This is a genomic window from Pseudomonas sp. PME37.24/006 (genome assembly GCF_055556635.1).
Genome location: NZ_JBVHNL010000001.1, coordinates 860318 through 874058, shown reverse-complemented (window position 1 = coordinate 874058; position 13741 = coordinate 860318). Strand labels below are relative to the sequence as shown.

The following is a 13741-nucleotide window of genomic DNA, read 5'->3' as shown; positions in this document are numbered from 1 at the left end:
GCGTCCTTCTTAGCGCTCTTCTACACTCGCAGACCGGGCAAACGGCAGTGCATTTTCGGTAGCACCAGGAGCAGACTGCTGAGCATGCTGACGCAGGTACTCAGGAACACGCTGCTCATGCCAGCCTTCGCCTTCTGCAGACACAGTTTCAACGCTCGGCTGCTGATCCGAGGTGTTGAAACCCGCCAGAATAGCCGGGCCTTGAGCCTGTGGCAGAGCAATGGATGGCTGAGTCTGCTGCTGAGCCAGCTGGGCTCCGGCAACATCATCTTGGTTGTAGAAGCGCACACCGGCCAGCACTGCGACGGTTACGGTAGCAGCTACAGCTACGCGTCCAAGGCTACGCCAAGGGCCACGCACAACTTTATCCTGCTGCTGTTGTGCAACTGGCGCCACATCATCTTCCAGGGCAGCGGAAACGGCTGCGGCGATGTCGAGCCGAGGCACAAGCAGATCCTTGTGCATCACGGCGCGAGCTACTTGGTAGCGCGACCAGGTAGCACGCAATTCGGCATCATCGCTCGCACCGAGCACACGCCGAAGTTCAAGTTCATCCGCTTCGTTATCCATCACCGCGGACAGCGATTCCTGCAGGGCTTCACGACTCATAGCGGTTCCTCTCTTGGCTGTCGCCGCTGTCTCAGGTTTCCTGCAACAGCGGCTGCAGGGACTTGTCGATGGCTTCACGCGCCCGAAAGATTCGCGAACGCACGGTGCCAACAGGACACTGCATGACGCTCGCAATGTCTTCATAACTCAGACCATCGAATTCACGTAACGTTAGCGCCGTTCGTAAATCTTCTGGCAGTTGCTGGATGCTCCGATGCACGGTGGCTTCGATTTCATCCCTCAGCAAGGCTCTTTCGGGGGATTCGATGTCCTTCAGGGCATGATCACCATCGTAGAACTCTGCGTCTTCTGCACTTACATCGTTGTCTGGCGGCCGGCGGCCGCGTGACACCAGATGGTTCTTCGCCGTGTTAATGGCGATGCGGTACAGCCATGTATAGAACGCACTGTCACCGCGAAAGTTTCCCAGCGCCCGATATGCTTTTACGAAAGCTTCTTGGGCTACATCCTGAGCTTCATGGGTGTCGTGCACGAACCGCACGATCAACCCGAGAATCTTGTGCTGGTATTTCAGCACCAACAGATCAAACGCACGCTTGTCACCACGCTGAACGCGCTCGACCAGCTGCTGATCCTCTTCCTGGGTTAGCATGAACACTCCTCGTTAAGTCCGTAGGAGGTCAGCGTCTGCCAGAGAATCGGTCTGCAAAAATAGACTCGAGCCATGTGCAAAAGTTCTCCCCCTCCGAACAAGCTTCCCGCAAAACATTTTGGTTTTGCACGAAACAACGCACCAGGGCATGTCCCTGCTGCGTGAATAGTCTTAGATCGCCTGACTTACCGAAACGAACCCGCTTACGCGACCTTCATTCTCCCGGCACACCAGACATAATCCCTCTCCGGGGCGACTCGCTATAGAACCTTGACGACCAAGAAAGTTCATCCCGGCTATAGCAGAGCATATGAAGCTCCAGCACCACGTTTGGCGGACACCCGTGAAGCAGGCACATCGCCAGCCCTCCACAATACACCTTCTATTCGAGGTGGCCCACCTGACTGACTATTGTGCCGTTGCCCCCCTCTATATACTAGTGGGCGGCATCCAGCGGACATTCGAATAATGAGCCAACATTTCCAGCACGACGTTCTGGTCATCGGTAGCGGCGCCGCCGGTCTGACCTTGGCACTGACGCTCCCTGAGCACCTGAGCATTGCCGTGCTGAGCAAAGGCGAGCTGGCCAATGGCTCGACTTATTGGGCTCAAGGTGGTGTGGCAGCCGTACTGGACGATAGCGACACCATCGATTCTCACGTCGATGACACACTGAATGCTGGCGGCGGCCTGTGCCGAGAAGATGCAGTACGCTTCACCGTGGAGCACAGCCGCGAAGCCATTCAATGGCTGATCGACCAAGGTGTGCCCTTCACTCGCGACGATGAGCATGATCGCGAAGATGGCGGCTTCGAGTTCCACCTGACCCGTGAAGGTGGCCATAGTCATCGACGGATCATCCACGCCGCCGATGCCACCGGCGCTGCGATCTTCAACACTTTGCTTGAGCGCACTCGCCAGCGCAGCAATGTCGAACTGCTCGAACAGCGTGTGGCCGTGGATCTGATCACCGAGCGCAAGTTAGGCCGAGACGGACAGCGCTGCCTGGGCGCCTACGTACTGGATCGGCGCAGTGGTGAGGTCGATACCCATCATGCGCGTTTCGTGATTCTCGCCACGGGCGGTGCGGCCAAAGTCTATCTCTATACCAGCAACCCGGACGGCGCCTGCGGTGACGGTATCGCCATGGCCTGGCGTGCCGGCTGCCGGGTCGGCAATCTGGAATTCAACCAGTTCCACCCGACCTGTTTGTATCACCCGCAGGCCAAGAGCTTTCTGGTCACCGAAGCCCTGCGTGGCGAAGGCGCCCTCCTGCGCTTGCCCAACGGTGAACGCTTCATGCCGCGCTTCGACACCCGCGAGGAACTGGCGCCACGCGACATCGTTGCCCGCGCCATCGACCATGAGATGAAGCGCCTGGGTATCGACTGCGTCTATCTGGATATCAGCCACAAGCCGGCCGACTTCGTCAAAAGTCACTTCCCTACCGTCTATCTGCGCTGCCTGGAATTCGGCATCGACATCACCCAGCAACCAATCCCCGTAGTCCCTGCGGCGCACTACACCTGCGGCGGCGTGCTCGTCGATCAAGCGGGACGGAGCGACTTGCCCGGTCTTTATGCCATTGGCGAAACCAGCTTCACCGGGCTGCACGGCGCCAACCGAATGGCCAGCAACTCACTGCTCGAATGCTTCGTCTACGCCCGTTCAGCAGCCGCCGACATCGTCGCCAACCTGGATCAGGTACCGATGCCGACGGGTTTGCCATCCTGGGACGCCAGCCAGGTCACCGATTCGGACGAAGACGTGATCATCGCCCATAACTGGGATGAGCTACGGCGCTCCATGTGGGACTACGTCGGTATCGTGCGCACCACCAAGCGCCTGCAGCGCGCCCAGCATCGCGTGCGCCTGCTGCTCGACGAGATTGACGAGTTCTACAGTAACTACAAGGTCAGCCGGGATCTGATCGAGCTGCGCAATCTGGCGCAGGTGGCCGAACTGATGATTCTTTCGGCGATGGAACGCAAAGAATCACGGGGCCTGCATTACACCCTGGACTACCCAGAGCTGCTGCCAGTGGCTCAAGACACTATTCTGCGACCCGCCAGCGCTGACGACTGAACTTCAGGCGCACACGCAATCGCCGATGTGCGTCACGGGGCATTGCATCTGCAGGAAGACAAAGGCTGCGCACGCGGTACTGACCAGGAAGGCGCAAGCGGACGATCACCAGCCACGGCAGCACCACACTATCAGGCAATAGAGTGACCGGCAGCCAGTCACCGCCCTCACGACGCACCTGCCAACCGTCGTCGTCATGACGCAGCCCGCGAAAGGGGTCAGAACCACTGAGTAGCACATGCCGAGGCATCGCACAGGCGGCATGGGCACAACACATCAATACGCCACAGATCCGCGCCCAGAACGGAATGTCGACCAAGAGTAGCGTGAGCAAGGCCAGTGTTTGAGCGCAAAGATAAACTTCCAGCAACCGTCGCGACGGTTGCCAGTGGCATTCGAAGCGCTTATTTGGGCTGGACACGATCCAGAATCATGCGAACGATGTAGCGCAAATCCGCGTCTTCGGGTTCGCCGCGCTGCATAAACCAGCCGAACATGTCCTGATCCTCACACTCGAGCAGCTTGCAGTAACGGGCGCGGTCTTGCTCATTCAGGTTGGGGTACACCTCCCGAACGAAGGGCACCAGCAGCACATCCAGCTCCAGCATGCCGCGCCGGCTATGCCAGAAGAGGCGATTAAGTTCAGTGGCATCGACCATGGGGCTGCTCCTGGAAAAGGGCCGGCAGTATAACAACAGCTACACGTCACAGCAGCGTCAACACCTGGTATTAGCGATCCTTTGAGCCTGCTACGCGTTTGCCTGTAGCTTGCTGCTCGTCGCTGCTCTTATCATGGCAGCCTCATTCTCTGCCTGCGATTCCCTCGACCATGGCCGATAGCGCTTTCTTCTGCACACTCACCCATGAAGGCATCCTCGCCGTGCGCGGCCCCGATGCCGGGAAATTCCTGCAGGGTCAGATCACCTGCAACATCAGCTACCTGGGCACCAGCGGCTCGAGCCTGGGCGCTCGCTGCACGCCCAAAGGGCGGATGCTCTCCAGTTTCCGCATCGTCAGCGTAGTCGAAGGGTTTCTGCTGGCCATGGATCGTGACTTGCTGGAAGCGCAGCTCGCTGACTTGCAAAAATACGTGGTGTTTTCCAAAGCCAAGCTCGGCGATGAAAGCGAGACCTGGGTTCGTTTCGGGCTGAGCGGTGGCGAAGGCGCGCTGCAGGCACTCGGCCTGGAGCTGGCAGCAGAAGCGGACAGTGTTGCCAGCACCGAGAGCCTGCTGGCCATCCGCCTGAGCGATGGCCGCGCAGAACTCTGGACGCCAGCCGAGCAGGCAGAAAGCATTCGCCTGCAACTGAGCGAACAACTGCCCCAAGGAACGCTCAACGACTGGCTGCTGGCACAGATTCGCGCCGGCATCGGCCAGGTGACTGGGGCGACCCGCGAGCTGTTCATCCCACAGATGATCAACCTGCAGGCAGTCGGCGGCGTCAGTTTCAAGAAGGGTTGCTACACCGGGCAGGAAATCGTTGCGCGCATGCAGTACCTGGGCAAACTCAAGCGGCGTCTCTATCGCCTGACCTCAGCCGCTGATCAGGCACCTCAACCTGGCACCGAACTGTTCTCGCCCGTACACCGCAGTGCAGTGGGCGAGGTGGTACTGGCTGCGCCCAGCGCCAATGGCGTGGAGCTGCTGGCCGTACTGCAGGAGGACGCGGCAAAGGATGGCAACATCCATCTTGGCACACCGGAAGGCCTGCCGCTTGACCTGCTCGACCTGCCGTACACGCTGGATAGCAACCGCGAAATCCAACGCTGACGTACACTGCATTCTGTCCGCGACCACAACGCCATCAACGAGAATTTCATGAGCAAACTCGCCGAGAAAGTCCAGCTGGATCTGATCAGGGCCATCGACAATGATGAGCTGGTTCTGCCAACCCTGCCCGAGGTCGCCCTGAAGGTTCGCGAGGCTGCGGAAGATCCGAACGTCGGCATCCCGGAGCTGAGCAAGGTCATCGGTAACGATGCGGCGCTCACCGCACGTATCATCAAGGTGGTGAACAGCCCGTTGCTGCGCACTAATCGCGAAATCACCGACCTGCAGATGGCGATCGGCCGCCTCGGCATCAACTACACTTGCAACCTGGCCACCGGCCTGGCGATGGAGCAGATGTTCCAGGCCACCACCGATGTGGTTGACCGCAAGATGCGCGAAGTGTGGAACAAGAGCACCGAGATCGCCGGCATCTGCCACGTACTGAGCCGCCATTACACTCGCCTGATGCCGGATCAGGCGACCCTCGCCGGACTGGTGCATCAGATTGGTGTGCTGCCGATCCTCACCTATGCGGAAGAGCATAGCGAGCTACTGGCAGACTCGATCAGCCTCAACCACGTGATCGAGCAGATTCATCCGATCATTGGCGACAAGATCCTGCGTACCTGGGAGTTTCCGGAAATGATCGCCTGCGTGCCTAGCCAGCACCTGAACTTCAGCCGCGACAGCGCGAAGGTCGACTACGTCGATATTGTCCAGGTGGCTACCTTGCAGAGCTACCTCGGCACACCACACCCCTACACGCAACTCGACTGGAATCAGGTACCGGCGTTCGCCAAACTGGGCCTCAAGCCGGACACGGATCTGCACGCGGACGAAGATCTTTCCGCAGCGATGGATGCTGCAATGACCATGCTGCAGTAGCGGCCACGGGGCGAGCCTCTACTCGCCCCGGTTCGTCGATCAATCCGCTTCGCTATGGAACGCCACACGAACTAGCAAGCCCTGAGGGCTGGCCTGATGCAGGCTAATGTCAGCACGGTGCGCACGACATATCTCACCGACGATAGCCAAACCAAGCCCTGCGCCCAAGCCATGTACCTGACGCCGATAGAAACGCTCAAAGACCCGCTCCCGATCCTCTTCAGGAATCCCCGGCCCATCATCCTCGACCTCTAGCACGCCAGGCCTCAGCACCCGCAAAATCACGTTGCCGCCTGCTTCGGTATAGGCCATGGCATTGTCGACCAGGTTGCACAGCAACTCGTTGAGCAGCGTCGGTTCGCCACGAATCCATACAGGCTGCTCGGCCTCCAATGCCAGGGCGACACCGCGCGAATGCGCCAACGGCGCCAGTGCCATGCCCAGTTCACGAGCCAGTTGACTGAGATCCAGTCGCAGCGCGCCACCCTCGGCGATTGCGCGCGCACCGCTTTCGATGCGCGCCAATGACAGCAACTGGTTGGCCAGATGGGTAAGGCGGTCGGCATTCAGCGCTGCGTCCTCTAGAGTAGCGTGCCAAACCTCCGGTTCGCGATCACGCAGGCCGAGCTCTACGCGGGCCTTGAGTGCCGCCAATGGCGTGCGCAACTCGTGAGAAGCGTCAGCGATGAACTGCGACTGACGTTCGAACAGCCCGTGCAGACGGCCATTGAACTGATTCAGCGCATTGACCAACGGAAGCAGCTCTCGAGGTAGATCGTTATCGGGTAACGGGCGCAGATCGTCGCTGCTCCGTGCCGCCACCGTACGCCGTAGACTCTCAAGCGGACGCAGGCCGACACTGACCGCCAACCAGACCAGCAGCAGCGCACTCAGAGACAGTAACCCCATGCGCCATAGCGTGCCGAATAGCAAATCGCGGGTCATGCGTTCGCGGGCACCCAGGGTTTCTGCTACACGAATCTCAGCCATTCCGCTGTACCCAGGCTCGCTAACCGGCTGCAGAAAGCTGACCAGACGCACACCCTGACCGCGGTAATCGCCATCGTAGAACTTGGCCAAGGCAGGGTAATCGTTGGTTCGCAGGGTGTCTGGCGGTGCTTCTGGCAGATCCTCATACCCCGACACTTGCTCACCGTTGGGGCCCAGAACCTGATAGTAGATACGCCCAGCGCTGTCATAAGCGAACGTGTCGAGAGCGATATAAGGCACATTGGCGCTCAGCATGCCTTCCACGGCATAGAGGCCGTCGGAAATCGCTCGTGCGGAGGCCAGTAAAGTACGGTCATAGGCCGTATCTGCAGCATGCCGAGCGCTCCAATAAGCCGTCAGGCTGCTGACTAGCAGGATTACCGTGAACAACACGGCAAGCCGCCGGATCAGCCTCCCACGAAGACTGCCCTGTTTATCCACCCGTAGCTTCCAGCAGGTAACCGAGACCACGGAAGGTGACGATGCGTACCGCACCGCCCTCGAGCTTCTTGCGCAGGCGATGAACGTAGATCTCGATGGAGTCGGCGCTGGCGTCCTCATCCAGACCGAATACCTGGGATGCCAACTGCTCCTTGCTCATGACCCGCCCCGGCCGGGCGATCATCGCTTCGAGCACGGCCTGCTCACGGGACGTCAGGTTGAGGCTTTCTTCCAGCAAGGTGAAACGTCGGGTATCGAGGTCATAGACCAGATCACCACAGCGCAACTGCTGCTCACCACCGAGCATGCTGCGCCGCAGCAGGGCTTTGACCCGCGCCTCCAGCTCACTCAGCTCGAACGGCTTGGCCAGGTAATCGTCAGCCCCCAGATTGAGCCCGTGCACCCGATCCTTGACCTCGCCGCGGGCGGTGAGCATCAGCACCGGCACGGTCTTGCCTCGCGCTCGCAGGCGTGTCAGCACTTCGAAACCGTCCATTCGCGGCAGCCCCACGTCGAGGATCGCCAAAGCGTATTCCTCGCTGCTCAGCGCCAGATCCGCAGCCACGCCATCATGCAGAACATCCACGGTCCAGCCGGCACTCTTGAGCGCCTGGGTAACGCTCGCCGCCAACTGCGGATGATCCTCGACCAGCAGAATTCGCACTGCAACCTCCACACCGAACCATGACTGACCGCCATGTCTGGCAAGAGTTTACCGTTAGCGCGCGAACTTGGCAGTTACGGCGTGCGATGACGGCGCATATGCAACAACTTTCGCCCTTGAAAGGTTGGTGAAAGGTTGGGCTTCTAGGATCACCGCAGGGTGGCCAGATCCGCCCATAGAACGATCTGCACAGTGGTGTGCAATCGTGACAAAAATAACAATGGAGTTACCACACATGCCGACTGCCTCGCGCCAGGCTATCTCGTCCTTGAGTCTGCTCAGCCTCGCTCTACCAACCGCACTGCTCGCCCCGATGGCTCAAGCCGCCTTCATCGAAGACAGCTCCGCCAGCTTGACCACCACCAATATCTACCTGAACCGTGATTTCCGCGAAGGCACCGGCCAGAACAAGCGCGAAGAATGGGGTCAGGGCTTCCTGCTCGACCTGCGCTCCGGCTTCACCGAAGGCACTGTCGGTTTTGGTGTCGACGCGATGGGCATGCTGGGCGTCAAACTGGACTCTGGCGGTGGCCGCACCGGTACCGACCTGCTTCCGGTTCAGGACGACGGCGGTACGCCGGATGAATTCTCCCGCCTGGGCCTGACAGCCAAGGTCAAGGTCTCCGAAACCGAGCTGCGCTATGGCTCGCACATTCCCGAACTGCCCGTGGTCAAGGCCAGCGATAGTCGCCTGCTGCCGCAAGTGTTCGAGGGTGGCCTGCTGACCTCCTCGGAGCTGGACGGCCTGACCTTCACTGGTGGGCGCCTGGACAAGGTCATCGACCGCGCATCCACCAACTCCGAAGACCTGGTGCTCAACGCCAAAAACGGGCGCTATGCCGGCAACATAAAGGCCGATCACCTCGACCTCGCCGGCCTCGATTATGCCTTCAGCAAAGAGATCACCGGGCGCTACTACTTCGCTGACCTGGATGACATCTACCGCCAGCACTTCTTCGGGCTGCAGACCAAACATGCACTGGGCGCTGGCGTACTCTCCAGCGACCTGCGCCTGACCATCAGCAATGACAGCGGCGCGGCCAATGCCGGCAAGATCGATAACCGTGCCCTCAACGGTATGGTCAGTTATGCCATCAGTGGCCACAAGTTCGGCCTGGGCTACCAGGACATGAGCGGCGACACTGGTTTTGCCTACATAGATGGTAGCGACCCGTTCCTGGTCAACTTCGTGCAGATCAACGACTTCGCCAACGCCGACGAGCGATCCTGGCAAGCCCGCTACGATTTCGACTTCGCCAAGGTCGGTATTCCAGGCCTGAGCTTCATGACCCGCTACATCAGTGGTGACGACGCCAAAATCGCCGGCAGCGACCAGACCGGCGGCGAGTGGGAGCGCGACATTGAATTCAAATACGTGGTGCAGAGCGGCGCCCTGAAAGATGTCTACGTGCGCCTGCGCAATGCCAGCTTCCGCTCCGACTTCGCCCGCGATGCGGACGAAAACCGAATCATAGTCGGCTACACACTGCCGATTTGGTAACTCACAATAAGAAAGAGGGATCCTGAATGAAAACCGCCTTCACCCGTATAGCCCTGACAGCAGCCTGCATGGCCTTCGCCGCCCCCCTGTTGGCCGATGAACCTCGCCGCCCCGAGTGCATCGCACCGGCAGCACCTGGCGGTGGCTTCGACCTCACCTGCAAACTGGCGCAAAGCGCCCTGGTAGAAAGCAAGCTGCTGAAGTCGCCGATGCGTGTTACCTACATGCCTGGTGGCGTAGGTGCAGTGGCCTACAACGCAGTGGTCGCCCAGCGCCCTGCCGATGCCGGCACCATCACAGCATTCTCCAGCGGTTCGCTGCTCAACCTGGCGCAGGGCAAGTTCGGTCGTTTCGACGAGAACGCCGTGAAGTGGCTGGCCGGTATCGGCACCAGCTACGGTGCACTGGCGGTACGTAATGACTCTCCGTACAAGACCCTGGACGACCTGGTCAAGGCGCTCAAGGACAACCCGGGCAAAGTCGTCATTGGCTCCGGCGGTACCGTCGGCAGCCAGGACTGGATGCAGACCGCACTGATCGCCCGCGCTGCCGGCATCGACCCGCGTGAACTGCGCTACGTGGCGATGGAAGGCGGTGGTGAGCTGGCCACTGCATTGCTCGGTGGTCACATTCAGGTGGCCAGTACCGACATTGCCGACTCCGTTCCACACATCGAAAGCGGCGACATGCGCATTCTCGCGGTGTTCTCCGAAGAGCGCCTCCCCGGTGACGTAGTGGCCAGCATCCCGACTGCCAAAGAGCAAGGCTACGAAGTGGTCTGGCCGGTAATTCGCGGCTTCTACCTGGGCCCGAAAGTCAGCGATGAAGCCTATGCTTGGTGGAAGAACTCCTTCGACCAACTGCTCGCTTCCGAGGACTTCGCCAAGCTGCGTGAAGATCGCCAGTTGTATCCGTTCGCTATGACCGGCGAAGAACTCGACGGCTACGTGAAGAAGCAGGTTGCTCAGTACAAGGAACTCGCCCAGGAATTCGGCCTGATCCAGCAGTAACACGGCAACGCTAACCACACACGACTCTTGTCATCCTCTGGGCATTGCCCAGGGGGTGCTTTTGCCATTGTCAAAAAACAAGGATCTCCTCATGTCACAACGCATCTTCGGCGTGGTGTTGCTATTCGCCTGTGCAGGGCTGGGCATCGTCGCCTGGGGCTATCACGCGCCCTTTTCTTACGAGCCGGTCGGCCCACGCGCCTATCCCTTGTTGCTGCTGATCCTCCTGGGGCTCGGCGCCATCTATCTGCTGGTCAAGAAGCCATCCAGCAGCGCGTCGCACAGCGATGAGCCGCCGCTCGACAAGCACGTGATCCGCAAGGTGGTTGGCTGCGTGGCGATCTTCACCCTCTACGCCGCGCTGTTCGAGCCACTTGGTTTCATTCCGGCCAGCCTGATGTTCGGCATCGCCATGGCCCGTCTCTACGAGGGCACGTGGATGACCAGCCTGATCTCCGGTGTGGTGTTGTCGATCGGCCTGTTCTTGCTGTTCGACAAGATTCTCGACGTTCCCCTGCCGCTGGGCATTCTGTCCTCTCTGGAGATCTGATCCGTGGATACATTTAGCTACCTGGGTCAGGGCTTCGGCGTCGCCCTCAGCCCTTACAACCTGTTCACCGCTCTGTGCGGCACCCTGATCGGCACCGTTGTCGGCCTGCTGCCGGGCCTGGGCCCAATCAACGGCGTGGCGCTGCTGATCCCCATCGCCTTCGCTCTCGGTCTGCCGCCGGAAACCGCGCTGATCCTGCTCGCGGCCGTGTACCTGGGCTGTGAATACGGCGGCCGTATTTCCTCGATCCTGCTGAACATCCCAGGCGAAGCATCGGCCGTGATGACCACCCTCGACGGCTACCCGCTGGCACGCCAGGGCAAAGCCGGTATCGCCCTGTCGATCTCCGCCTGGAGCTCCTTCGTCGGCGGTTTGATGGCCACCTGCGGCGTAGTCATATTTGCCCCACTACTGGCCAAATGGGCAGTTGCATTCGGCCCTGCCGAGTATTTCGTACTGATGGTGTTTGCCATCGTCTGCCTGGCTGGCATGGCCGGCAACAAACCGATGAAGACCGCGATCGCCGCCTGCATCGGCTTGCTGCTGTCCTGCGTCGGCATCGACTCCAACAGCGGCGTGTATCGCTTCACCTTCGGTAGCCTCGGCCTGGCCGATGGTATCCAGTTCGTGGTGCTGGTATTGGGTCTGTTCTCGGTCAGTGAAATTCTCGTCTTGCTCGAGCGTACTCACCATGGCCAGAAGGCTATCGAAGCCAAGGGCCGTATGCTGTTCAACATGAAGGAAGGCCTGTCGGTACTGGCCACCAACCTGCGCAGCGGGGCGGTGGGATTCTTCCTCGGCATCCTGCCGGGCGCCGGTGCGACCCTGGCCAGTGCCGTGGCGTACATGAGCGAGAAGCGCCTGGCCACCAAAGATAACAAGTTCGGCGACGGTGACCTGCGTGGCCTGGCAGCTCCGGAAACCGCCAACAGCGCCTCGGCGTGCGGTTCCATGGTGCCAATGCTGACCCTCGGCGTGCCCGGCTCCGGCACCACCGCGGTGATGCTCGGCGCCCTGACGCTGTACAACATCACCCCTGGCCCGCTGCTGTTCCGCGACCAACCAGACATCGTCTGGGGCCTGATCGCCTCGCTGTTCGTCGCCAACATCATGCTGATCGTGATGAACGTGCCAATGATCAAGATCTTCACCAAGATCCTCGCCGTGCCGTACTGGGCATTGGTGCCGGCCATCGCCATCATCACCTCGATCGGCGTTTACGCCGTGCACGCCACAGCGTTCGATCTGTACCTGATGATCGGAATCGGCGTCGCCGGCTACATCCTGCGCAAGATGGATTTTCCGCTCTCGGCGATTCTGCTCGGCTTCATTCTTGGCGGCCTGATGGAGCAGAACCTGCGTCGTGCGCTGTCGATCTCCAATGGCGATCTGGGCATCCTGTTCGCCAGCCCGATCACCTGGGGCGTCTGGACACTGATCGTGGCGATGATCGTCCTGCCCTTCTACCGCAGCTGGCGTAAGCGCAGTCAACGCAAGGCCGAAGCGGCCAATGCCTGATAGCGTCGCCCCGCACGACAACCCGAAGCACCTGCGCAACTGGTGGCCCACACCACTGGTTGGCGCACTCGGTGGTTACCTGGCCAGCCTCATAGGCTGGCCTTTGCCTTGGGTCATCGGCTCACTGCTGGCGGTCATCGCCCTGCGCTGCTGTGGCGTTCTCAGCCGGGAAATGCCCGGCGGGCGACAGGTCGGTCAATGGCTGGTGGCGGCCGGCATCGGCCTGCATTTCACCGGAGAAGTACTGGAACAGGTGCTGGGCAACCTGGCGGTCATCGCCGTCGGTGTCGTCGCGACGCTTGCACTCAGCGTCATTGGCATCGCTGGGCTGCGCCGTTCAGGTGTCGATCGCGCCACCGCGTTCTTCGCCAGCATGCCGGGTGGGGCCAGTGAGATGGTCAATCTGTCGCTGCGCCACGGTGCGCAACCGGCACGCATCGCCGCCGCCCATAGCCTGCGCCTGCTGATGGTGATCCTGCTGATTCCGGCCTTGTTCACCTGGGGCCTGCCCAGCGTGGAGCCACCACCGACAGTAACTGTGGACTGGTTCTGGCTGGCAATTTTGCTCCCGGCCGGTGCCCTGCTTGCCGTGATCTGGGGCCGACTGGGGCAACCCAATCCGTGGATGCTCGGCCCACTGACGCTGTGCGCGGCTGCCAGCGTAGCGTTCGACCTGCATATCGGCACACCAGAGTGGCTTGGCCAAGTCGGCCAATGGCTGATCGGCTGTGCGCTGGGCTGCCATTTCGACCGGGCGTTCTTTCGCAGTGCACCGGGTTTTCTGGCCCGCATAGTGGTGTTTACCTTGCTGGCCATGGCCGGCGCCGCATTGCTAGGCACTGGATTTGGATGGTTGGCCGGCATCGAGCCCATGTCGCTGATGCTCGGCATGATGCCCGGCGGCATTACCGAACTGTGCCTGACCGCCGAAGCGTTACACCTTTCGGTGGCGCTGGTCACGGCGCTACAGGCATTGCGCCTGTTCATGGTGATGTTTCTGGCGGAACCCTTGTTCCGCTTATGGATGCGGCGACTACCACTCACCTGAAACAGCAGAGCCCGGTTGATACCGGGCTCTTTTTTAGCCAAATATGTCAGACCGTC

At 60.5% G+C, this 13741-nt stretch carries 14 protein-coding genes; 8 read left to right on the top strand and 6 right to left on the bottom strand.

Annotated elements, in window-relative coordinates; translation table 11 throughout:
- Positions 1-9 precede the first annotated feature (9 nt).
- Together ACZ3GY_RS03960 and rpoE are read right to left on the bottom strand one after the other, a co-directional pair.
- Entirely contained in the window at positions 10-609 is a 600-nt protein-coding gene (locus ACZ3GY_RS03960) for a sigma-E factor negative regulatory protein (RefSeq protein ID WP_465908999.1), read from the bottom strand.
- 31 nt (positions 610-640) lie between these two features.
- Positions 641-1222 (bottom strand): RNA polymerase sigma factor RpoE/AlgU, encoded by a 582-nt coding sequence (rpoE, locus tag ACZ3GY_RS03955; protein WP_225834308.1) that lies wholly within the window; start codon positions 1220-1222, stop codon positions 641-643.
- Between the two features lie 468 nt (positions 1223-1690).
- Here rpoE and nadB point away from each other — a divergent pair, with 468 nt between their 5' ends.
- On the top strand, positions 1691-3307 hold the full coding sequence (nadB, locus tag ACZ3GY_RS03950; RefSeq protein WP_463564016.1) for an L-aspartate oxidase: 1617 nt from the start codon (positions 1691-1693) through the stop codon (positions 3305-3307).
- Here nadB and ACZ3GY_RS03945 read toward each other — a convergent pair.
- Positions 3276-3728 carry a protein YgfX gene (locus ACZ3GY_RS03945; protein ID WP_463564015.1) on the bottom strand — a complete coding sequence of 151 codons (453 nt, stop codon included), beginning with the start codon at positions 3726-3728 and terminating at the stop codon, positions 3276-3278. The genes nadB and ACZ3GY_RS03945 overlap by 32 nt on opposite strands.
- Positions 3712-3966, bottom strand: coding sequence for an FAD assembly factor SdhE (locus ACZ3GY_RS03940; protein WP_463564014.1), 255 nt, complete (start codon positions 3964-3966; stop codon positions 3712-3714). The genes ACZ3GY_RS03945 and ACZ3GY_RS03940 overlap by 17 nt, the downstream gene beginning before the upstream one ends.
- Positions 3967-4136: 170 nt before the next feature.
- Here ACZ3GY_RS03940 and ygfZ point away from each other — a divergent pair, with 170 nt between their 5' ends.
- A complete protein-coding gene (gene ygfZ / locus ACZ3GY_RS03935) occupies positions 4137-5078 on the top strand; it encodes a CAF17-like 4Fe-4S cluster assembly/insertion protein YgfZ (RefSeq protein ID WP_463564013.1) in 942 nt (313 codons plus the stop codon).
- Between the two features lie 48 nt (positions 5079-5126).
- Positions 5127-5963, top strand: a complete 837-nt coding sequence (locus tag ACZ3GY_RS03930; protein WP_463564012.1) for an HDOD domain-containing protein — start codon at positions 5127-5129, stop codon at positions 5961-5963.
- Between the two features lie 39 nt (positions 5964-6002).
- On the opposite strand, the gene ACZ3GY_RS03925 is transcribed toward ACZ3GY_RS03930, so the two are convergent.
- Together ACZ3GY_RS03925 and ACZ3GY_RS03920 are read right to left on the bottom strand one after the other, a co-directional pair.
- Positions 6003-7394: a sensor histidine kinase gene (locus ACZ3GY_RS03925; protein ID WP_463564011.1), complete on the bottom strand. Its 1392-nt coding sequence runs from the start codon at positions 7392-7394 to the stop codon at positions 6003-6005.
- Positions 7387-8058, bottom strand: coding sequence for a response regulator (locus tag ACZ3GY_RS03920; RefSeq protein ID WP_463564010.1), 672 nt, complete (start codon positions 8056-8058; stop codon positions 7387-7389). The genes ACZ3GY_RS03925 and ACZ3GY_RS03920 overlap by 8 nt, the downstream gene beginning before the upstream one ends.
- A gap of 235 nt (positions 8059-8293) precedes the next feature.
- On the opposite strand from ACZ3GY_RS03920, the gene ACZ3GY_RS03915 reads away from it, so the two are divergent.
- From ACZ3GY_RS03915 to ACZ3GY_RS03895, 5 genes are all read left to right on the top strand, one after another.
- Positions 8294-9559: an OprD family porin gene (locus ACZ3GY_RS03915; protein ID WP_465908998.1), complete on the top strand. Its 1266-nt coding sequence runs from the start codon at positions 8294-8296 to the stop codon at positions 9557-9559.
- Between the two features lie 26 nt (positions 9560-9585).
- Complete coding sequence (locus tag ACZ3GY_RS03910) at positions 9586-10569, top strand: Bug family tripartite tricarboxylate transporter substrate binding protein (RefSeq protein ID WP_463564008.1); 984 nt, start codon at positions 9586-9588, stop codon at positions 10567-10569.
- Positions 10570-10660: 91 nt separating this feature from the next.
- A complete protein-coding gene (locus ACZ3GY_RS03905) occupies positions 10661-11119 on the top strand; it encodes a tripartite tricarboxylate transporter TctB family protein (protein WP_463564007.1) in 459 nt (152 codons plus the stop codon).
- Positions 11120-11122: 3 nt separating this feature from the next.
- A complete protein-coding gene (locus ACZ3GY_RS03900; protein ID WP_463564006.1) occupies positions 11123-12637 on the top strand; it encodes a tripartite tricarboxylate transporter permease in 1515 nt (504 codons plus the stop codon).
- Entirely contained in the window at positions 12630-13685 is a 1056-nt protein-coding gene (locus tag ACZ3GY_RS03895) for an AbrB family transcriptional regulator (RefSeq protein WP_465908997.1), read from the top strand. The genes ACZ3GY_RS03900 and ACZ3GY_RS03895 overlap by 8 nt, the downstream gene beginning before the upstream one ends.
- Positions 13686-13741: the final 56 nt, after the last annotated feature.